General features: G+C 70.7%; 18 protein-coding genes. 12 read left to right on the top strand and 6 right to left on the bottom strand.

Annotated elements, in window-relative coordinates:
* Window positions 1-99: 99 nt before the first annotated feature.
* The 6 genes from ACJ512_RS02850 (at window position 100) to ACJ512_RS02875 (ending at window position 5,123) form a co-directional block, all read left to right on the top strand.
* Window positions 100-336, top strand: coding sequence for a hypothetical protein (locus ACJ512_RS02850; protein WP_407686910.1), 237 nt, complete (start codon window positions 100-102; stop codon window positions 334-336).
* Window positions 333-668, top strand: coding sequence for a type II toxin-antitoxin system PemK/MazF family toxin (locus tag ACJ512_RS02855; protein WP_407686909.1), 336 nt, complete (start codon window positions 333-335; stop codon window positions 666-668). Before ACJ512_RS02850 ends, ACJ512_RS02855 begins: the two co-directional genes overlap by 4 nt.
* A gap of 337 nt (window positions 669-1,005) precedes the next feature.
* On the top strand, window positions 1,006-2,865 hold the full coding sequence (gene dnaK / locus ACJ512_RS02860) for a molecular chaperone DnaK (protein WP_407686908.1): 1,860 nt from the start codon (window positions 1,006-1,008) through the stop codon (window positions 2,863-2,865).
* On the top strand, window positions 2,862-3,500 hold the full coding sequence (grpE, locus tag ACJ512_RS02865; protein ID WP_407686907.1) for a nucleotide exchange factor GrpE: 639 nt from the start codon (window positions 2,862-2,864) through the stop codon (window positions 3,498-3,500). Before dnaK ends, grpE begins: the two co-directional genes overlap by 4 nt.
* Window positions 3,501-3,546: 46 nt before the next feature.
* Entirely contained in the window at window positions 3,547-4,725 is a 1,179-nt protein-coding gene (gene dnaJ / locus ACJ512_RS02870) for a molecular chaperone DnaJ (RefSeq protein ID WP_407686906.1), read from the top strand.
* Window positions 4,725-5,123 (top strand): heat shock protein transcriptional repressor HspR, encoded by a 399-nt coding sequence (locus tag ACJ512_RS02875; protein WP_407686905.1) that lies wholly within the window; start codon window positions 4,725-4,727, stop codon window positions 5,121-5,123. Before dnaJ ends, ACJ512_RS02875 begins: the two co-directional genes overlap by 1 nt.
* Here ACJ512_RS02875 and ACJ512_RS02880 read toward each other — a convergent pair.
* From ACJ512_RS02880 to ACJ512_RS02890, 3 genes are read right to left on the bottom strand one after another with little or no spacing between them, the layout of a single operon-like run.
* On the bottom strand, window positions 5,120-6,010 hold the full coding sequence (locus ACJ512_RS02880) for an aldose 1-epimerase (protein ID WP_407686904.1): 891 nt from the start codon (window positions 6,008-6,010) through the stop codon (window positions 5,120-5,122). The two genes, ACJ512_RS02875 and ACJ512_RS02880, sit on opposite strands and share 4 nt — an antisense overlap.
* Window positions 6,011-6,033: 23 nt before the next feature.
* Window positions 6,034-7,188 (bottom strand): FAD-binding oxidoreductase, encoded by a 1,155-nt coding sequence (locus tag ACJ512_RS02885; protein ID WP_407686903.1) that lies wholly within the window; start codon window positions 7,186-7,188, stop codon window positions 6,034-6,036.
* Window positions 7,189-7,222: 34 nt separating this feature from the next.
* Entirely contained in the window at window positions 7,223-8,191 is a 969-nt protein-coding gene (locus ACJ512_RS02890) for a DUF3060 domain-containing protein (protein WP_407686902.1), read from the bottom strand.
* Between the two features lie 111 nt (window positions 8,192-8,302).
* Between ACJ512_RS02890 and clpB the strand changes: the two genes are divergently transcribed.
* Window positions 8,303-10,849: an ATP-dependent chaperone ClpB gene (gene clpB / locus ACJ512_RS02895; RefSeq protein ID WP_407686901.1), complete on the top strand. Its 2,547-nt coding sequence runs from the start codon at window positions 8,303-8,305 to the stop codon at window positions 10,847-10,849.
* Window positions 10,850-10,853: 4 nt separating this feature from the next.
* Here the strand turns inward: clpB and ACJ512_RS02900 are convergent, their stop codons facing one another.
* Both ACJ512_RS02900 and ACJ512_RS02905 read right to left on the bottom strand, forming a co-directional pair.
* A complete protein-coding gene (locus ACJ512_RS02900) occupies window positions 10,854-11,420 on the bottom strand; it encodes a LemA family protein (protein WP_407686900.1) in 567 nt (188 codons plus the stop codon).
* A gap of 37 nt (window positions 11,421-11,457) precedes the next feature.
* Entirely contained in the window at window positions 11,458-13,266 is a 1,809-nt protein-coding gene (locus tag ACJ512_RS02905; RefSeq protein ID WP_407686899.1) for a DUF2207 domain-containing protein, read from the bottom strand.
* 225 nt (window positions 13,267-13,491) lie between these two features.
* On the opposite strand from ACJ512_RS02905, the gene ttfA reads away from it, so the two are divergent.
* Genes ttfA through ACJ512_RS02930 form a run of 5 tightly spaced genes read left to right on the top strand, consistent with a single transcriptional unit; the run spans window position 13,492 to window position 17,260 of the window.
* Window positions 13,492-14,367, top strand: a complete 876-nt coding sequence (ttfA, locus tag ACJ512_RS02910) for a trehalose monomycolate transport factor TtfA (protein WP_407686898.1) — start codon at window positions 13,492-13,494, stop codon at window positions 14,365-14,367.
* Between the two features lie 16 nt (window positions 14,368-14,383).
* A complete protein-coding gene (locus tag ACJ512_RS02915; RefSeq protein ID WP_407686897.1) occupies window positions 14,384-15,157 on the top strand; it encodes an SDR family NAD(P)-dependent oxidoreductase in 774 nt (257 codons plus the stop codon).
* Window positions 15,144-15,695: an orotate phosphoribosyltransferase gene (gene pyrE / locus ACJ512_RS02920; protein WP_407686896.1), complete on the top strand. Its 552-nt coding sequence runs from the start codon at window positions 15,144-15,146 to the stop codon at window positions 15,693-15,695. The genes ACJ512_RS02915 and pyrE overlap by 14 nt, the downstream gene beginning before the upstream one ends.
* Before the next feature lie 3 nt (window positions 15,696-15,698).
* Window positions 15,699-16,619 (top strand): hypothetical protein, encoded by a 921-nt coding sequence (locus ACJ512_RS02925; RefSeq protein WP_407686895.1) that lies wholly within the window; start codon window positions 15,699-15,701, stop codon window positions 16,617-16,619.
* Window positions 16,616-17,260 carry a TrmH family RNA methyltransferase gene (locus ACJ512_RS02930; protein WP_407686894.1) on the top strand — a complete coding sequence of 215 codons (645 nt, stop codon included), beginning with the start codon at window positions 16,616-16,618 and terminating at the stop codon, window positions 17,258-17,260. The genes ACJ512_RS02925 and ACJ512_RS02930 overlap by 4 nt, the downstream gene beginning before the upstream one ends.
* Window positions 17,261-17,276: 16 nt before the next feature.
* Here ACJ512_RS02930 and ACJ512_RS02935 read toward each other — a convergent pair whose 3' ends face one another.
* Entirely contained in the window at window positions 17,277-18,236 is a 960-nt protein-coding gene (locus ACJ512_RS02935) for a LysR family transcriptional regulator (protein ID WP_407686893.1), read from the bottom strand.
* Window positions 18,237-18,241: the final 5 nt, after the last annotated feature.

Below are 18,241 nucleotides of genomic sequence, written 5' to 3' on the forward strand. Positions count from 1 at the left end.
TGAGGTGTCCGACGTCGCCGGTCAAGGCCGGCAAGGCGCAGCCCGTGCGAAGGGACCGCCAACCAGATACCCAGTCTACATTTCGTCTACACTGGGTTCATGGGTTCTGGGGACACTACAACCATTCGGGTTCGCCGGTTGGACTCTGAGCGGCTCCAATCGCTCGCTCGGGATCACCAGACCACGGTGATCGACGTTCTGCACTCCGCCATCGATGCCTTGGAACGCCAAGACTTCCTGCGGGGGCTGAACCAGGATTACCAGCAGTTGCGTAGCGACCCTCAAGCGTGGCAGCAGTACCTGGCGGAGCGCCGGGAGTGGGACACCCTGGCTTGATCTGGCGCGGAGAGGTCTACAACGTCGACCTCGGTCAACCGATCGGACACGAGCCTGGCTTTGTCCGGCCTGCTTTGGTGGTCTCGGTCGACATTCTCAACAACGGAGCCGGCGGACTCGTGGTCGTCGTTCCCATCACCTCTGTGGCCTACGGGCTACGGAGCCACATCGAGGTCGAGCCCGGGACCAGCGGGTTGGACCATACGTCGTATGCGCGCTGCGACCAGCTCCGGGTCATTTCCACCGAGCGCCTGGAATCGCGGATCGGCATTATCGGGCCCGACGATCTCCGAGCCATCGACCAGGCATTACGGTTCGTGCTCGACTTGTGATCCGGAGTTGAGAACCAGCCGCTGAGCATTCTCGCTGCCGTGCGTGATGGTTCCCACCAGGGCAATAGCCGAGAGGCCACCACGGTCATCGCGAGGCGTTGTCGGTGTGCGCGTGCAGTCACCTGCGCTCCTGTTGCGCGTCGGATCGCGAGGCGTGGGTTGGGGACCATTGTCGTCCCCGGGAACAAGACGGCAATGCCCGCCGTTAGGATGTTCGACAACTTGAGTGCGTCCGGCTCAACCCTAGGTTGACACCGCCGCTCCGCGAGGAGCAGGCTTGAGCGGGGAGAACTCAGACTAGTGCAGTAAGACGTTCGACTACTCAGGAGGAATCACTATGGCTCGTGCGGTCGGCATCGACCTCGGGACCACCAACTCCGTCGTCTCGGTTCTCGAGGGTGGCGACCCCGTGGTCGTCGCCAACTCCGAGGGCTCGCGGACCACGCCGTCCATCGTCGCGTTCGCGCGCAACGGCGAGGTGCTGGTGGGCCAGCCCGCCAAGAACCAGGCGGTGACCAACGTCGACCGCACCGTGCGCTCGGTCAAGCGGCACATGGGCACCGACTGGTCCATCGAGATCGACGACAAGAAGTACACCGCGCAGGAGATCAGCGCCCGGGTGCTGATGAAGCTGAAGCGCGACGCCGAGGCCTACCTCGGTGAGGACATCACCGACGCGGTCATCACGGTGCCCGCCTACTTCAACGACGCCCAGCGTCAGGCCACCAAGGAGGCCGGCCAGATCGCCGGCCTGAACGTGCTGCGCATCGTCAACGAGCCGACCGCGGCCGCGCTGGCCTACGGCCTGGACAAGGGCGAGAAGGAACAGACCATCCTGGTGTTCGACCTGGGCGGCGGCACCTTCGACGTCTCGCTGCTCGAAATCGGCGAGGGCGTGGTCGAGGTCCGCGCCACCAGCGGTGACAACCACCTCGGTGGCGACGACTGGGACGAGCGCGTCGTGCAGTGGCTGGTCGACAAGTTCAAGGCCTCCAGCGGCATCGACCTGACCAAGGACAAGATGGCGATGCAGCGGCTGCGGGAAGCGGCCGAGAAGGCCAAGATCGAGCTGTCCTCGTCGGGCAGCACCTCGATCAACCTGCCCTACATCACCGTCGACGCGGACAAGAACCCGCTGTTCCTCGACGAGCAGCTCACGCGGGCGGAGTTCCAGAAGATCACCCAGGACCTGCTGGACCGCACCCGTCAGCCGTTCCAGTCGGTGATCAAGGACGCCGGCATCTCGGTGTCCGAGATCGACCACGTGGTGCTGGTGGGTGGTTCCACCCGCATGCCCGCGGTGACCGACCTGGTCAAGGAACTCACCGGCGGCAAGGAGCCCAACAAGGGCGTCAACCCCGACGAGGTGGTGGCCGTGGGCGCCGCGCTGCAGGCCGGTGTCCTCAAGGGCGAGGTGAAAGACGTTCTGCTGCTTGACGTCACGCCGCTGAGCCTGGGCATCGAGACCAAGGGTGGCGTGATGACCAAGCTCATCGAGCGCAACACGACCATCCCGACCAAGCGGTCGGAGACGTTCACCACCGCCGACGACAACCAGCCGTCGGTGCAGATCCAGGTGTACCAGGGCGAGCGTGAGATCGCCGCGCACAACAAGCTGCTCGGCTCCTTCGAGCTGACCGGCATCCCGCCGGCCCCGCGCGGGGTCCCGCAGATCGAGGTCACCTTCGACATCGACGCCAACGGCATCGTGCACGTCACCGCCAAGGACAAGGGCACCGGCAAGGAGAACACGATCAAGATCCAGGAGGGCTCCGGCCTGTCCAAGGAGGAGATCGACCGGATGATCAAGGACGCCGAGGCCCACGCCGAGGAGGACCGCAAGCGCCGCGAGGAGGCCGACGTCCGCAACCAGGCCGAGACGCTGGTCTACCAGACGGAGAAGTTCGTCAACGAGCAGAAAGAGGCCGAAGGCGGCTCGAAGGTCCCCGAGGAGACGCTGAGCAAGGTCGAGGCCGCCGTGGCCGACGCCAAGACGGCGCTGGCCGGCACCGACATCTCCGCGATCAAGGCGGCGATGGAGAAGCTGGGCCAGGAGTCCCAGGCGCTCGGGCAGGCGATCTACGAGGCCACCCAGGCCGCCGGAGGCGCCGGCGGCGCTGAGGCGGGCGGCCCGTCCGGTTCGGCCGACGACGTCGTGGACGCGGAGGTCGTCGATGACGACCGGGAGTCCAAGTGAGCGACGGAAACCAAAAAGCTGAAGGCAACCAGGAACACGTAACGGTCACCGACAAACGCCGCATCGATCCCGAGACCGGCGAGGTCCGGCACACCTCTCCCGGCGCAGCAGCGCCGGGAGAGGGGCCGGCGGCCGGCTCACCGGGCGGGTCCGGCGAGGCGGAGACCAGGGTCGCCGAGCTGACCGCCGACCTGCAGCGCGTGCAGGCCGATTTCGCCAACTACCGCAAGCGGGCGCAGCGCGACCAGCAGGCCGCGGCGGACCGGGCCAAGGCCGGCGTCGTCAACGAACTGCTGGGCGTGCTGGACGATCTCGATCGGGCGCGCAAGCACGGCGACCTGGACTCCGGGCCGCTGAAGTCGGTGGCCGACAAGCTGGACAGCGCGCTGACCGGGCTGGGCCTGACGGCGTTCGGCGCCGAGGGCGAGGACTTCGACCCGGTGCTGCACGAGGCCGTGCAGCACGAGGGCGACGGTGCCGACGGCGCCAAACCGGTCATCGGCACGGTCATGCGCCAGGGCTACCGGCTCGGCGACCAGGTGCTGCGGCACGCGCTGGTCGCGGTCGTCGACACGGTCGCGGCCGGTGAAACCGGGCAGGACACGCACGATAACGGCCCCGGCTCCGGTGACTAGAACGCACAATCAGGACACAACGATCGGTGAGAGGAGGTGACGCGGCATGGCCCAGCGTGAGTGGGTCGAAAAGGACTTCTACAAGGAGCTTGGCGTCTCCTCTGACGCCAGTCCCGAAGAGATCAAGCGCGCCTACCGCAAGCTGGCGCGCGACCTGCACCCGGACGCGAATCCCGACAACCCCGCCGCCGGCGAACGCTTCAAGACGGTGTCGGAGGCCCACAACGTGTTGTCGGACCCTGCCAAGCGCAAGGAGTACGACGAGACGCGGCGGCTGTTCGCCGGCGGCGGGTTCGGCGGGCGCAGGTTCGAAGCCGGCAACTTCGGCGGGTTCGGCGCGGGCGGTGACGGCGCCGAATTCAACCTGAACGACCTGTTCGACGCCGCGGGCCGCAGCGGCGGCGCCACCATCGGCGACCTGTTCGGCGGCCTGTTCGGGCGCGGTGCGGCCGCCCGGCCCAGCCGGCCGCGGCGCGGCAACGACCTGGAGACCGAGACGGAGCTGGACTTCGTGGAGGCCGCCAAGGGCGTGGCGATGCCGCTGCGGCTGACCAGCCCGGCGCCGTGCACCAACTGCCACGGCAGCGGCGCGCGGCCGGGCACCAGCCCGAAGGTGTGCCCGTCCTGCAACGGGTCCGGCGTGATCAACCGCAACCAGGGTGCGTTCGGTTTCTCCGAGCCGTGCACCGACTGCCGGGGCAGCGGCTCGATCATCGAGCACCCCTGCGACGAGTGCAAGGGCACCGGGGTCACCACCCGAACCCGCACGATCAACGTCCGGATCCCGCCCGGGGTCGAGGACGGCCAGCGGATCCGGCTGCCCGGGCAGGGCGAGGCCGGGCTGCGCGGTGCCCCCTCGGGGGACCTGTACGTGACCGTGCATGTGCGCCCGGACAAGGTTTTCGGCCGCGACGGCGACGACCTGACGGTGACCGTCCCGGTCAGTTTCACCGAATTGGCCCTGGGCTCGACGATTTCGGTGCCCACGCTGGACGGCAAGGTCGGCGTGCGGGTGCCCAAGGGCACGGCCGACGGGCGCATCCTGCGGGTGCGTGGCCGGGGCGTGCCGAAGCGCGGCGGCGGCAACGGGGACCTGCTGGTCACCGTGAAGGTGGCCGTGCCGCCGAACCTGGAGGGCGAGGCCCAGGAGGCGCTGGAGGCCTACGCGGCCGCCGAGCGCTCCAGCGGCTTCAACCCGCGGGCCGGATGGGCGGGGAACCGCTGATGGCCGGGAGCGCGAGGAACCCGGAACGGGAGTCCCGGACGTTCCTGATCTCGGTGGCCGCCGAACTCGCCGGCATGCACGCACAGACCCTGCGCACCTACGACCGCCTCGGGCTGGTCCGGCCGCGCCGCACTTCCGGTGGGGGACGCCGTTATTCGGAGCGCGACGTGGACCTGCTGCGTGAGGTGCAGCGGCTCTCCCAGGACGAGGGGGTCAACCTGGCCGGGATCAAGCGCATCATCGAGCTGACCAACCAGGTCGAGGCGCTGCAGTCGCGGGTCAAGGAGCTGACCGACGAGCTGCTGACGTCGCGCGCCAGCCAGCGCCGCGACCTCGCGGTGCTGCCCAAGAGCACCGCGGTGGTGGTCTGGCAGCCCCGCAATCCCCGGGGCCGTTAGACGCGGATCGAGAACCGGGCCTGCGCCGGCTCGCCCGGTCGCGCACACCGGTAGCCGCCGCGGCGCAGTGCGTCGGTCGGTGCGGTCATCGGCTCGAAGCACACCACGTCCTCGGCGGGTGGGGCGAAGATCTGCGTGGCCGGATACCCACGCTCGAAGTGGACCTCCAGGCGCCGCCCGCCGCCGGACACCGCGAACACCGCACCCTCGGGTACCTGATCGTAGGCGTCGTCAAAACCCTTGTCGCCCAACAAAATTTCTTGCTCCGGCTGGAGTTCTGCTGAGCCGGTGGGCAATCCGCGTTCGTCGAGGGCCAGGTGTCGCAGCGGCGGGGTCTGGATCGTCCAGTCGCCACGCGCCACCCCGGGCAGATGCAGGTACGGGTGGAAGCCGAAACACAGCGGGACCGGGGTGTCGCCGGTCGCGGTGACCGTGGTGCTCACCGTCAGCGTGCGCCCGGCCAGCTGCGCCGACACCGTGAGCACGTGCGGATAGGGGAACCCGGCCAGCAGCCGCGGGTCGGCACCGACGTCGACCTCGGCGGTCAGCGCGTCGGCCGTTTGCGCCGTCACCCGCCAGCCCGGATAGGCGGCCATGGTGCCGTGGATGGGCAGCCCGTTGGGGTCGGCGCGCACCCCGTTCTCGCCCGGCGTCAGCCGCACCGTCGCGCCCTCGGCGCTGTAGGTGTCGCCGCCCAGCCGGTTCGCCCACGGGTACAGGATGGGGATGCCCATCGTCTTGCCGGCCTCGACGTAGGCGTCCAGGCCGCGGCGTTGGCCCAGCAGCTCCACCCCGTCGTCGGTCAGTGAGGTGCCGATCATGCCGGCTCCCGGCACGAACCGGGCGGCGAGGGGCGAGGACGGGTCGCGCAGTGTGACGGTGTGCATGCCCTACCTCGGTCGACCTCGACTCACCCGGACAGTGGGTCGTGCTGGATGCGTTCCGGCGGAGCGCCTTTGGCGATCAGGGCGGCCCTGGTGGCCCGCACCATGTCCGGTCCGCCGCAGATCAGGATCTGCCGGTCGCCCCAACCACCGTATCCGGTCACCACGTCGGGCAGCCGGCCCTTCTGATGCACGTGCAGGCCGCGGGGCGGGGTGCAGTCGGGATAGTCGGCGGCCCAGGGCGGGTCGGCGCCGTACTCCGACACCGGCGAGACCGACAGCCACGGATTGTGCGCCGCGACCTGCCACAGGGTGGGCAGGTCGTAGAGCTCGCAGCGGTAGCGGGCCCCGAAGAACAGGTGCACCCGCGGGTTGACCGCGTAGCGGCCCAGGTCCAGGATCAGCGCGCGCAGCGGCGCCAGCCCGGTGCTGCCGGCCACCATCAGCACGTCGCCGCCGTCCCGGTCGACGTGCAGCCCGCCGTGCGGGCTCGACAACCGCCACCGGTCGCCGGGACGGGTTTCCCCGACGACCGCGGTGCTGACCAGGCCGCCGGGGACCACGCGAACGTGGAACTCGATCAGCCCGTCCGGGTCGGCCGGGATGGCCGGGCTCAGGTAGCGCCAGCGGCGCGGGCACTGCGGGACCTGGGCGGTGACGTACTGGCCGGGGTGGTAGTCCATCGGGCGGTCCAGCTGCAGCCGCACGATCGCCAGGTCGCGGGAGGCCCGGATGTGCTCGACGACCGTGCCGTCCCACCAGGCGGGCCCCTCCTCGGCGTCGGCGGCACCGCTCATCACCCCGCTGATCAGGTTCAGCGACTGGCGCGCGGCCTCCGCGACGGGCCCGGTCCAGGCCTCGCCCAGGTGATCGCGCAGCGTGTCGTGCAGCGCCCGGCGCAGCGTCGCGTAGTGCGGCGCGGTGACCCCGTACTTGCGGTGGTCGCGACCGAGCTGGGCGAGGAAGGCCACCGGCTCCTCGGCGCGCCGCTCGACCAGCTCGCCGTAGACCCAGCGCAACGCCTGGGCGAAAGCGGCCCGCTGGCCTGCCATTTCGGCCGGGAACAGGTCGCGCACGGAAGTGTCGAGGGCGAACCAGTGGGTGTAGAACCGGTGGACGAGCGGGTCCTGCGCGATGGCGTCGCGCAGGACCCGCAACGCCTCGGGGTCCTCCAAGCTCACGGAGCCGAATTCTAGGCGCGCCGCGCCCCGGCGATCAGCCCTGCCGGACGGTGTTGGCGGTGCCGGCGTCGACGACGTCCGGCGAGCCCCAGTGGTAGGTCACCCGGTTGTCGGTTCCCGAGGTGCTCACGGCGTCGGCGCTGTCGACCGTGACGCGGTTCTCGTTTCCGGAGACGTTGAGGCTCGCGCAGTGGCCGGTGACCGTGATCGCGTTCGTCACCCCGCTCACCGACAGATAGCCGTTGTTGCAGGGGATCGTCTTGCGCGTGCCGGTGCCGCTGAGCTGTAACGTGCCCGCCCGGGGGACCGTCGTCGCGCGGGTCTCGTCGCGGCCGCGGTACTCGGTGCGGAACCCGTTGCCCGCCAGGCCGGCCAGTGCCAGCCAGCCGGTCACCAGGGCCAGCCAGCAGGCCATCCCCACCCGCAGGCGCGGCCGCAGCCGGCCGACCCAGTCGCCCGCTTCGTCGCGGTCGAGGTCGTAGGCGAACGACGTCACGCAGCGGGACCGCGCCGGGTTGCGGTCGTCGGCCAGGATCACCCCGTCGACGTATTCGCGGCCGCGCACGATCGCCTCGCCGCGGCGCCCGTCGAGGGTGTAGCGGACTTTGGTCTTGGCGTTCGGACCGCTCCACCGCCGGCGGGTGACGGTCCAGCCGCGCGCCAGCGGGAGGTGGACGTTGTACCACGTCGTCCCGCCGCGGTAGGTGGCGCGCGACAGCGCCTCCGCGCCGGTGACGGTCGCCGCCCGGCCCCACTTGAGCAGGACGAGGCGGACCCGCGCCTCCCACAGCTGCGTGGCGTAGACCCCCGCCAGGGTCAGCACCGCCACGACGGCGAACGCCTTGGGCAGCTCGATCCACAGCGCGACCGGTGCGACGGCGACCACGAACAGCGTCCACACGTACCACCACCGGAACGGCAGCAGTTCGGCCAGCCAGAAGGCCTTGGGGACGCGCCGCGGGGTGGGCGAGAGCCGCTGCTCGGGTTCGGGCGGCGGATTCATCGACGAAATCGTCCCACAACATTTAGACTTGAGCGGAACAGACTCAACCTTGACGGCGTTAGATATCGCGACAAGCATTTTGACCCGTAACCCGACCCGAACGGAGGCGTCGTGGACTCTTTCAACCCGACCACCAAGACCCAGGCTGCGCTGACCTCGGCGCTGCAGGCGGCCTCGTCCGCCGGCAACCCCGAGATCCGGCCCGCCCACCTGCTGATGGCCCTGCTGACGCAGGCGGACGGGATCGCCGCGCCGCTGCTGGAGGCGGTCGGTGTGGAGCCGGCGGCCATCCGCACCGAGGCCCAGCGCCTGCTGGACCGGCTGCCGCAGGCCAGCGGCGCCAGCGCGCAGCCGCAGCTGTCCCGCGAATCGTTGGCGGCCATCACCACCGCCCAGCACCTGGCCACCGAGATGGACGACGAGTACGTCTCCACCGAGCACCTGATGGTCGGCCTGGCCACCGGCGACTCCGAGGTGGCCAAGCTGCTGACCGGCCACGGCGTCTCACCGCAGGCGCTGCGCGAGGCCTTCGCCAAGGTGCGGGGCAGCGCGCGGGTCACCAGCGCCGATCCCGAGGCCACCTACCAGGCGCTGGAGAAGTACTCCACCGACCTGACGGCGCGGGCCCGCGAGGGCAAGCTCGACCCGGTCATCGGCCGCGACAACGAGATCCGCCGCGTCGTGCAGGTGCTGAGCCGCCGCACCAAGAACAACCCGGTGCTGATCGGCGAGCCGGGTGTCGGCAAGACCGCGATCGTGGAGGGCCTGGCCCAGCGCATCGTGGCCGGCGACGTGCCCGAGAGCCTGCGCGACAAGACCGTGATCTCGCTCGACATGGGCTCGATGGTGGCCGGCGCCAAGTACCGCGGCGAGTTCGAGGAACGCCTCAAGGCGGTGCTCGACGACATCAAGAACTCCGCCGGGCAGATCATCACGTTCATCGACGAGCTGCACACCATCGTCGGCGCCGGCGCCACCGGCGAGGGTGCGATGGACGCCGGCAACATGATCAAGCCGATGCTGGCCCGCGGCGAGCTGCGGCTGGTCGGGGCCACCACGCTCGACGAGTACCGCAAGTACATCGAGAAGGACGCCGCGCTGGAGCGCCGCTTCCAGCAGGTGCTGGTCGGCGAGCCGTCGGTGGAGGACACCGTCGGCATCCTGCGCGGGCTGAAGGACCGCTACGAGGTGCACCACGGCGTGCGTATCACCGACTCGGCGCTGGTCGCCGCCGCCACGCTGTCCGACCGCTACATCACCGCCCGCTTCCTCCCGGACAAGGCCATCGACCTGGTCGACGAGGCCGCGTCGCGGCTGAAGATGGAGATCGACTCGCGCCCAGTCGAGATCGACGAGGTCGAGCGCCTGGTGCGCCGCCTCGAGATCGAGGAGATGGCGCTGGCCAAGGAGGAGGACGAGGCGTCCAAGGAGCGGCTGGAGAAGCTGCGCTCGGAGCTGGCCGACCAGAAGGAGAAGCTGGCCGAGCTGACCACGCGGTGGCAGAACGAGAAGAGCGCGATCGACGTCGTCCGCGAGCTCAAGGAACAGCTCGAGGCGCTGCGCGGGGAGTCCGAGCGCGCCGAGCGCGACGGCGACCTGGCCAAGGCCGCCGAGCTGCGCTACGGGCGCATCCCGGAGGTGGAGAAGAAGCTCGACGCCGCGCTGCCGCACGCCGAGGCCCGCGAGAACGTGATGCTCAAGGAGGAGGTCGGGCCGGACGACATCGCCGACGTGGTGTCGGCGTGGACCGGCATCCCCGCCGGCCGCATGCTCGAGGGCGAGACCGCCAAGCTGCTGCGCATGGAGGACGAGCTGGGCCGGCGTGTGATCGGCCAGAAGAACGCGGTGACGGCGGTCTCCGACGCCGTGCGGCGGTCGCGGGCCGGGGTGGCCGACCCCAACCGGCCGACCGGGTCGTTCATGTTCCTGGGCCCGACCGGTGTCGGCAAGACCGAGCTGGCCAAGGCGCTGGCGGAGTTCCTCTTCGACGACGAGCGCGCGATGGTCCGCATCGACATGAGCGAGTACGGCGAGAAGCACTCGGTGGCCCGCCTGGTCGGTGCGCCCCCCGGCTACATCGGCTACGACCAGGGCGGTCAGCTGACCGAGGCGGTGCGGCGGCGCCCGTACACGGTGATCCTGTTCGACGAGATCGAGAAGGCCCACCCCGACGTGTTCGACGTGCTGCTGCAGGTGCTCGACGAGGGGCGGTTGACCGACGGGCAGGGCCGCACGGTCGACTTCCGCAACACCATCCTGATCCTGACGTCCAACCTCGGGTCGGGCGGCAGCGAGGAGCAGGTGATGGCCGCGGTGCGCTCGGCGTTCAAGCCGGAGTTCATCAACCGGCTCGACGACGTGATCGTGTTCCACGGCCTCGAGCCCGGCGAGCTGGTGGCCATCGTCGACATCCAGTTGGCGCAGCTGCAGAAGCGGCTGGCCCAGCGGCGGTTGCAGCTCGAGGTGTCCGATGCCGCCAAGAAGTGGCTGGCCCAGCGCGGGTTCGACCCGGTCTACGGCGCCCGGCCGTTGCGCCGGCTGGTGCAGCAGGCCATCGGCGACCAGCTGGCCAAGATGCTGCTGGCCGGCGACGTGCACGACGGGGACACGGTCGCGGTCAACGTCAGCCCCGAGGGCGACTCGCTGATCCTGGGCTGAGTGACTAGAACTGGACCTGCGGCGGCGCCTGCTGGCCTTCCGGCGCCTGGTAGAACGGCCGCTTGGTCACACCCGCCAGACCGGTGAAGAACACCCAGGGGATCGTCACCACCCGCCGGTTCAGGCTGGCCGCCGCGTCGTTGTAGTACTGACGCGCGAACGCCAGCTGGTTCTCGGTGTCGGCGAGTTGCTCCTGCAGCGCCAGGAAGTTGGCCGAGGCCTTCAGGTCCGGGTAGTTCTCGGCGACGGCAAGCACGTTGGCGATCGCCCGGTCCAGCCGCCCCTGCGCCCGCGCCTTCTCGTCGATGCTGCCCTCCGCCGTCGCCCGGGCCACACCCGCCCGGGCGGCGGTGACCTCTTCGAAGACCGATTTCTCATGCGCCGCATAGCCTTTGACGGTGTTGACCAGGTTGGGCACCAGGTCGGCCCGGCGGGTCAGCTGCACGTCGATCCCGCCGAGCGCCTCCTGGGCCTTGACGTCGAGACTGCGCAGCGTGTTGAACGCGACGACACCGAGCACTACCAGGCCCGCCAGCGCGGCCACGACGATGATGACGATGGTGCTACCCATTTGCTCTCCTAGCTCCTGCGGCCTGAGCCGAACCGATCTACCACGTGCCGCCCCCGCCGCCCCCGCCGCCGCCCCAGCTGCCGCCGCCGCTGCTGAAACTCGACCCGCCCGAGCTGGACGAGGAGCTCTGCGCACTCTTGTAGGCGCTGATCGACGCCGACACGGCGGAGTCGAAGCTGTCGAATCCGCCGGATGACGAGTACAGCGTCGCCGGGCGGGTGCCGGAAGAAACCGGATACCAGGCGGGGGCCGGGGGTTCGGACCCCGTGGCGGTCCGGTACTTGGCGGCCCACTTCTCGGCGGCGTCGAAGGCCACCGCGTAAGGGATGTAGGAGATGAACAGGTCTTTGCGCGCGGCGTAGTCGAAACGGTCCTCGGCGGACGGTGTGGTCAGCAGCCGCTCGAAGCCGGCGGCGCGCGACCACAGCCGCCGGCCCGACGGGGTGCGGCGGGTGCCCACGCCGCCGGCCAGCAGGCCGATGCCCCCGATCGCGAAGGCCGCGGGCGGCAGCCCCCACATGGTCCAGGTGAAAGCCCCCGCGAACCCGACGACGGCCAGCACCAGGGCTGCGACGACCAGCAGCCGACCGGCCCACTCGGCGGCCACGTTCACCATCAATCCCCGGGTGCGCGACCAGGATCGGCAACCGGCCTCGAGCCGTTCCCTGGCGTCCGCCAGTTTCTGGCCCGCCGTCTGACTGCCGGCGACGTTCAACGTCGCGCCGGCGGTGGTGACGCCCAGTGCCTCGCCCACCTCCCGCGTCACCGGGTCGACGGCCGCCCACTGCTCCGGGGTGCCGAGGCCGGCGACCTTCCAGTGCTTGGCTGTGGTCTTGTTCAGTCGCACCAGGCCCCGCTCGGCCATGTACAGCAGCGTGGCCACCAGCGCGTGGCCGCCGGCCTTCTCGTTGACGATGTAGGCGGTCTGGACGGGTCCGAGGCCTTCGGGCGGGACGTACAGCACCGGGGCCCCCGGGGCCGCCTCGCGCGACCGCCGGTCCCACAGGTAACCGCCGAGCCCGGCCAGCACCGACAGCAGCGCCACCGTCGCGGCGATCGGAACCGATCGGGAAAGGATCTTGTCGAAGCGCTCGGTCCACGGCAGCGTGGCCCGGTGCGGAAGCGGCACCTGCAGGTCGAGCCGCACGGTGACCGGGTTCTGCGGCGGCAGGGCCGCGGTGGTGACCGTGACGTGGTCGGTGCCCGCACCGGCGAGCACGCACGGGATGGACCCGGTCTCGTCCGCGGCGCACTGCACCAGCCCCGACGGACCGGGCAGGTCGATGCTCACGTGCGCGGCCGCGATCTTCATGGCCCAGAAGCCGACCACGTTGTAGTAGAACGACGCGGTCGGGGCGCTCGGGTTGGTCCCGGCGCGGTTGGTGAACTTCCCCGGCGCGGTCGGCGGTTTCACCAGCCCTCCGTCGACGGTGTACCTGATCGTGTAGGTGTGCGGACCCGGACTCACCGTCTCGTCGGGGTCGCCGATGCGGGCGACGTAGATGCCGCGCCGGTCGCGCCACTCGTAGCTCACCGGCACCGGCCGGTCGTCCAGGGTGATGCCGGTGATGGTGGGGACCATCCGCGCGTGCGGGTCGGTGGGGTCGGTGACCGGGAAGAACCGGAAGATGCCGTGCCGGCCGGCGCCCAGTCGCACCGTGAGCACCTCGGTGGCCGCGATGTGTCCGTCGGCGGCCACGCGATAGGTCGCGGCATAGTCGTCGATCTCCGACGACCAGTCGACCGCGCCCGGCCCGGGCTTCGGTGTGGCGCCGTGTGCGAGCGGCCACAACAAGCCGAGGCCCGACAGCGCGACGAGCACCATCGACGCGACCAGCTTCTTCATCGCACCGGGTTTCCTCCGCCCGAAGGTGTGCCGCGTGTTTGCTGCAATCGCAATGCGGCACGCGGATTCTCCCACGGGCGTGCCCGAATTACTTCCCGAAACCGTTTACTGGACTCGTGCGGGAACGCCGACCCCGCCGCGCGGGCGTGCCGTCACGCGCCTGATGCGCGGTTGTGACCTGGTGGCATTCTCCACTCCGGCCCAAGAGCAGATAACCTACTTGGGATGGTCCCCCTTTGGTTCACGCTGTCCGCCCTTTGCTTCGTCGGCGCGGGCGTGCTGCTGTACGTCGACATCGACCGGCGTCGCGGCCGCAGCCGGCGCCGCAAATCGTGGGCGCGGTCGCACGGGTTCGACTACGAGCGTGAGTCGACCGAGATCCTCAAGCGCTGGAAGCGCGGAGTGATGTCGACCGTGGGGGAGGTCGCCGCGCACAACGTCGTGCTGGGCCAGATCCGCGGCGAGGCGGTCTACATCTTCGACCTCGAAGAGGTGGCCACGGTGATCGCGCTGCACCGCAAGGTGGGGACCAACGTCGTGGTGGACCTGCGGCTCAAGGGGCTCAAAGAGCCGCGGGAGAACGACATCTGGCTGCTCGGTGCGATCGGGCCGCGGATGGTGTACTCGACGAACCTGGACGCGGCCCGGCGGGCCTGCGACCGGCGCATGGTCACCTTCGCGCACACCGCGCCCGACTGCGCCGAGATCATGTGGAACGAGCAGAACTGGACGCTGGTGGCCATGCCGATCGCCAGCACGCGCGCCCAGTGGGACGAGGGTCTGCGTACCGTGCGCCAGTTCAACGACCTGCTGCGGGTGTTGCCGCCGCTGCCGCAGGAGACCGCCTCGGAGTCGGGGGCGCCGGCGGGCCTGCGCAGTGCCTCGCCGAGCCGTCCGCTGATGCCGGCCGGCCGCGAGGAACTGCCGCCGCGGCGCGCGCAGCACGACGTGGCGGGCCTGGCCGGCCCGGACGTTCAAGCGGGCCGGCGCGAGCCGGAGCCCGTGCGCCGGGACCAGCCCCGCACCGAGGGCCGCCCCGAAGGCGTGCGCCGCCCGCCGCCACCGGTCAACGGCCGCGAGGCCTCCAACTACCAGCGCTGACCGCTGCCGGTCGCTCATGCCTCGCCCCGTAGCCCTGATCACCGGGCCCACGTCCGGGATCGGCGCGGGTTACGCGCGCCGCTACGCCGCCGCCGGCTACGACCTGGTGCTGGTCGCCCGCGACGTCGACCGGCTCGCCGCACTCGCGGCGGAACTGAAGACCGAGGCGGGCGGTGTCGACATCCTGCCCGCCGACCTGTCCGATGCGGCCGATCGCGACGAGGTCGTCGACCGGCTCGCCGGGGGAGTGCGGGTGTTGGTGAACAACGCCGGATTCGGCACGTCGGGGGAGTTCTGGGCGACGGATCCCACGCTGCTGCAGGCGCAACTGGACGTCAACGTCACCGCGGTGATGCAGCTGACCCGGGCCGCGCTGCCGGCCATGCTCGCCGCCGGTGCGGGCACCGTCATCAACGTGGCCAGCGTGGCGGGGCTGTTGTCCGGGCGGGGGTCGACCTACTCGGCGTCCAAGGCCTGGGTGGTGTCCTTCAGCGAGGGCCTGGCCGGTGGCCTGCGGGGCACCGGGGTCGGCGTGCACGCGGTGTGCCCGGGGTTCGTGCACACCGAATTCCACGAGCGGGCGGGACTCGACATGACCAGGCTGCCGTCGTTCCTGTGGCTCGAGGTCGACGACGTGGTCGAAAAGAGCCTCGCCGACATCTCCGCCGGCAAGGTGGTCAGCGTGCCCGGGCTGCAGTACAAGGCGCTCGTGACCGCGGGGCGGATGATCCCGCGGAACCTGGTGCGCGCGGCGGCAAGTCGGGTCGGGGGCGGCCGTGGACGAAGCTGACCGCGCGGAGCTGGCCGAGCTGGTCCGGCGCCTGTCGGTGGTGCACGGACGGGTCACGCTGTCGTCGGGCAAGGAGGCCGACTACTACGTCGACCTGCGCCGCGCCACATTGCACCACCGGGCGTCGGCGTTGATCGGCACCCTGGTCCGGCAGCTCACCAGCGACTGGGACTACGCGGTGGTCGGCGGACTGACCCTGGGCGCCGACCCGGTGGCGACGGCCGTCATGCACGCGTCCGGGCGGCCGATCGACGCGTTCGTTGTCCGTAAGGCAGCGAAAACCCATGGGATGCAACGACTTATCGAGGGCTCCGAAGTGACCGGGCGGCGGGCGCTGGTGGTGGAGGACACCAGCACCACGGGTAACTCGGCGCTGACGGCGGTGCATGCCGTCCAAGAGGCGGGCGGCGAGGTGGTGGGTGTGGCGACCGTGGTGGACCGCGCCACCGGCGCCGCCGAGGCCATCCGCGCCGAGGGGCTGTTGTACCGCAGCGTGCTGGGCCTTGCCGATCTGGGGCTGGGCCAGGCAGCAACGTGACTGATGCGCTGTAGATCCGGGCCGCCGAAGCGCGCCGCGGGTGTTTTCCTCGTCATCGCCGCCTGCCTGGCCGGCTGCTCGAGTTCCGCCCACCCCGTCCGTCCCTATGGCGCCGAAGGGGCGCGGCTCGGCGAGTCGCTGGCGTTGCTGGGCTGGAACATCGGGGTGTCGAACCTGCGCTGGTCCGAGGACTACGTGCTGATCGACGTCGACGCCGGCGTCGCGTCGCCCAACAGCCCGCACGCAAAACCGGAGGACGTCCGCTTCGGGCTCTACGGGGCGCTGGCGCACCCGCGGGAGGCCACCGCGCTGGGCAGCTGCGACAGCGCGGTCAGCAGCGGGCGGCAGATCCCCTCGCCGCTGTCGGCGCCGCCCGACCGGCTCACCGGCACCGTCTGCCTCGGGCCGCTGAAGGACCGGAGCCAGGTCCGCGGCGTGTACGCCTACTCGCCGCGCGACCGCATCCCCAAGACGTCGGCGGCCTACCCCGCGGCGTTCCCCGTGGGGCTGATGCCGACCAACGCCAACGACACCGGCCTGGTCGTCAAGACCGTCAACCTGTCGGCCTGGCACGCCGACGGCACCCCGGTGACCAAGGCGCAGCTCGGTGACCCGGCCGCGTTCACCGGCAACGGCTACATGCTGCTGGGGCTGGAGGCCACCGCCCTCGCGGACCGCTACCGCGACGACTCCGCCAAGCGCGGCGGCCCCATGATGCTGCTCGCCTCGCCGACCCTGCCCGCCCCGGGGCTGAACCCGGCCTGCTCCGCGTACGGGTCCTCGGTGCTGATCCTGCCCGACGCCTCGCTGGACGCGGTGCACGTCGACGCGTCGCTGTGCACCCAGGGCGACATCAACGAGGCGCTGCTCTACGCGACGGTCGCGGTCGACGGCACCCACGCCGGCGTGTGGACGCAGCGATGAACGAGCCCGGGCCCACCGAGTGGGGGGCGCCGGCCGCCGGCGTCGGGCCCTGGCCGGGCGAGCCGCCCGACGACCCCCGCTACGACCCGATCCTGTTGCGCGACGGCGACACCCGCAACGTCGTCGACGCCTACCGGTACTGGACCCGGGAGGCGATCGTCGCCGACATCGACACCCGCCGCCACCCGTTGCACGTGGCGATCGAGAACTTCGGCCACGACGCCAACATCGGCTCGGTGGTGCGCACCGCCAACGCCTTCGCGGTGCACACCGTGCACATCGTGGGGCGGCGGCGCTGGAATCGCCGCGGCGCCATGGTGACCGACCGCTACCAGCGGCTGTGCCACCACGACAGCATTGCGGAGTTGCTGGGCTTCGCGGCGGGCGCCGGGTTGAGCGTCGTCGCGGTGGACAACGTCCCGGGTTCGGTGCGCCTGGAAGAGGCCGCGCTGCCGTTGCGGTGCCTGCTGGTGTTCGGCCAGGAGGGGCCGGGCATCACCGGCGACCTGCGCGCCGGCGCGGCGATGACGGTCTCGATCGCCCAGTTCGGCTCGACGCGCAGCATCAACGCCGGGGTGGCCGCCGGGATCGCGATGCACGCCTGGATCCGGCAGCACGCCGACCTCGATCGCGCCTGGTGACAACCAGGATTCACGCTCAACTCCACAGCGTGACGTGCACCTTCGGCCGAAACCTCGTCACCCCGACGCCGGACCCGCGGATCATCGCCTGCGTGCACCGCGGTGTGGTGATGAAGCGCACCAGCTCCGACACGGCGGGCTGGCGGGCCGCCGGCGCCAGCGTCGCCGCGCACCATTCGCCCGAGCGGTCCAGCCCCGGCCCCTTGACGTGCACCAGCCGCCCGGCGGCCAGGTCCTTGGCCACCGCGAAGCCGATCGCCAGGCTCACCCCACCGACCCGCTGCACCTCCTCGAGCGCGGCGGCGTCGCTCTGGAAGATCCGCTGCTGTGACTCCGGAATCTCCAAGGCGCGCAACATGACCGCGATCTCACCGTCCACTCCGCCCGCCGACGGCCCCAGCATCCACTGCTGGGCACGCAGCGCTGCGGCCGTCGGAACACCTTTGGCCAGAGGGCTTTTCGGCCCGACGACGGCGATGATCTGATATTTCAGGAAGGCTCGCACGAAGATCGTCTCGTCCGAACCGACCGAACCGGCCGGGCCGATCGCGATGTCCACGGCGCGCGAGCAGATCAGCTCGCGGAACCGGCTGGTCGGGTGCACGCTCAACTCCACCGACAGGTCGTCGGCGCGCGACGAGAAGAGCTCGATCAGCCCCGGCGCGGCGTGCTCGGCGAACGCCGACGACGCCGCGATGCGCAGCAGGCGGCGCCCGTGGGCGGCCTCGGTGACCTCGATGGCGGTCTGCTGCTGCAGGCCCAGGATCTCCACGGCGCGGCTGGCCAGCCGCAGGCCGCCGGGCGTGAACGCCAGCCCGGCACCGGTTCTGGTGAACAACGGGTCGTCGAGCTCCTTGCGTAGCGCCGCCACGTGCATCGAGATCCCGGCGTCGGAAACGCCCAGCTCCGCGGCGGCGGCCCGCACCGATCCCAGCCGAACCACCGCCGAATAGGCCCGAAGTTGAGCCGGAGTCATGAGTA

The sequence above is a fragment of the Mycobacterium cajalii genome (assembly GCF_045809005.2).
Taxonomy (GTDB): Bacteria; Actinomycetota; Actinomycetes; order Mycobacteriales; family Mycobacteriaceae; genus Mycobacterium.

Excerpts from the sequence above, each read along its gene's own strand:
- ACJ512_RS02935 (WP_407686893.1), bottom strand. The coding sequence starts at position 18,236 with ATGACTCCGGCTCAACTTCGGGCCTATTCGGCGGTGGTTCGGCTGGGA.
- ACJ512_RS02905 (WP_407686899.1), bottom strand. The coding sequence starts at position 13,266 with ATGAAGAAGCTGGTCGCGTCGATGGTGCTCGTCGCGCTGTCGGGCCTC.
- ACJ512_RS02930 (WP_407686894.1), top strand. The coding sequence starts at position 16,616 with ATGAACGAGCCCGGGCCCACCGAGTGGGGGGCGCCGGCCGCCGGCGTC.
- ACJ512_RS02875 (WP_407686905.1), top strand. The coding sequence starts at position 4,725 with ATGGCCGGGAGCGCGAGGAACCCGGAACGGGAGTCCCGGACGTTCCTG.
- ACJ512_RS02850 (WP_407686910.1), top strand. The coding sequence starts at position 100 with ATGGGTTCTGGGGACACTACAACCATTCGGGTTCGCCGGTTGGACTCT.
- ACJ512_RS02925 (WP_407686895.1), top strand. The coding sequence starts at position 15,699 with ATGCGCTGTAGATCCGGGCCGCCGAAGCGCGCCGCGGGTGTTTTCCTC.
- ACJ512_RS02915 (WP_407686897.1), top strand. The coding sequence starts at position 14,384 with ATGCCTCGCCCCGTAGCCCTGATCACCGGGCCCACGTCCGGGATCGGC.
- dnaK (WP_407686908.1), top strand. The coding sequence starts at position 1,006 with ATGGCTCGTGCGGTCGGCATCGACCTCGGGACCACCAACTCCGTCGTC.
- ttfA (WP_407686898.1), top strand. The coding sequence starts at position 13,492 with ATGGTCCCCCTTTGGTTCACGCTGTCCGCCCTTTGCTTCGTCGGCGCG.
- ACJ512_RS02890 (WP_407686902.1), bottom strand. The coding sequence starts at position 8,191 with ATGAATCCGCCGCCCGAACCCGAGCAGCGGCTCTCGCCCACCCCGCGG.
- ACJ512_RS02900 (WP_407686900.1), bottom strand. The coding sequence starts at position 11,420 with ATGGGTAGCACCATCGTCATCATCGTCGTGGCCGCGCTGGCGGGCCTG.
- ACJ512_RS02880 (WP_407686904.1), bottom strand. The coding sequence starts at position 6,010 with ATGCACACCGTCACACTGCGCGACCCGTCCTCGCCCCTCGCCGCCCGG.
- dnaJ (WP_407686906.1), top strand. The coding sequence starts at position 3,547 with ATGGCCCAGCGTGAGTGGGTCGAAAAGGACTTCTACAAGGAGCTTGGC.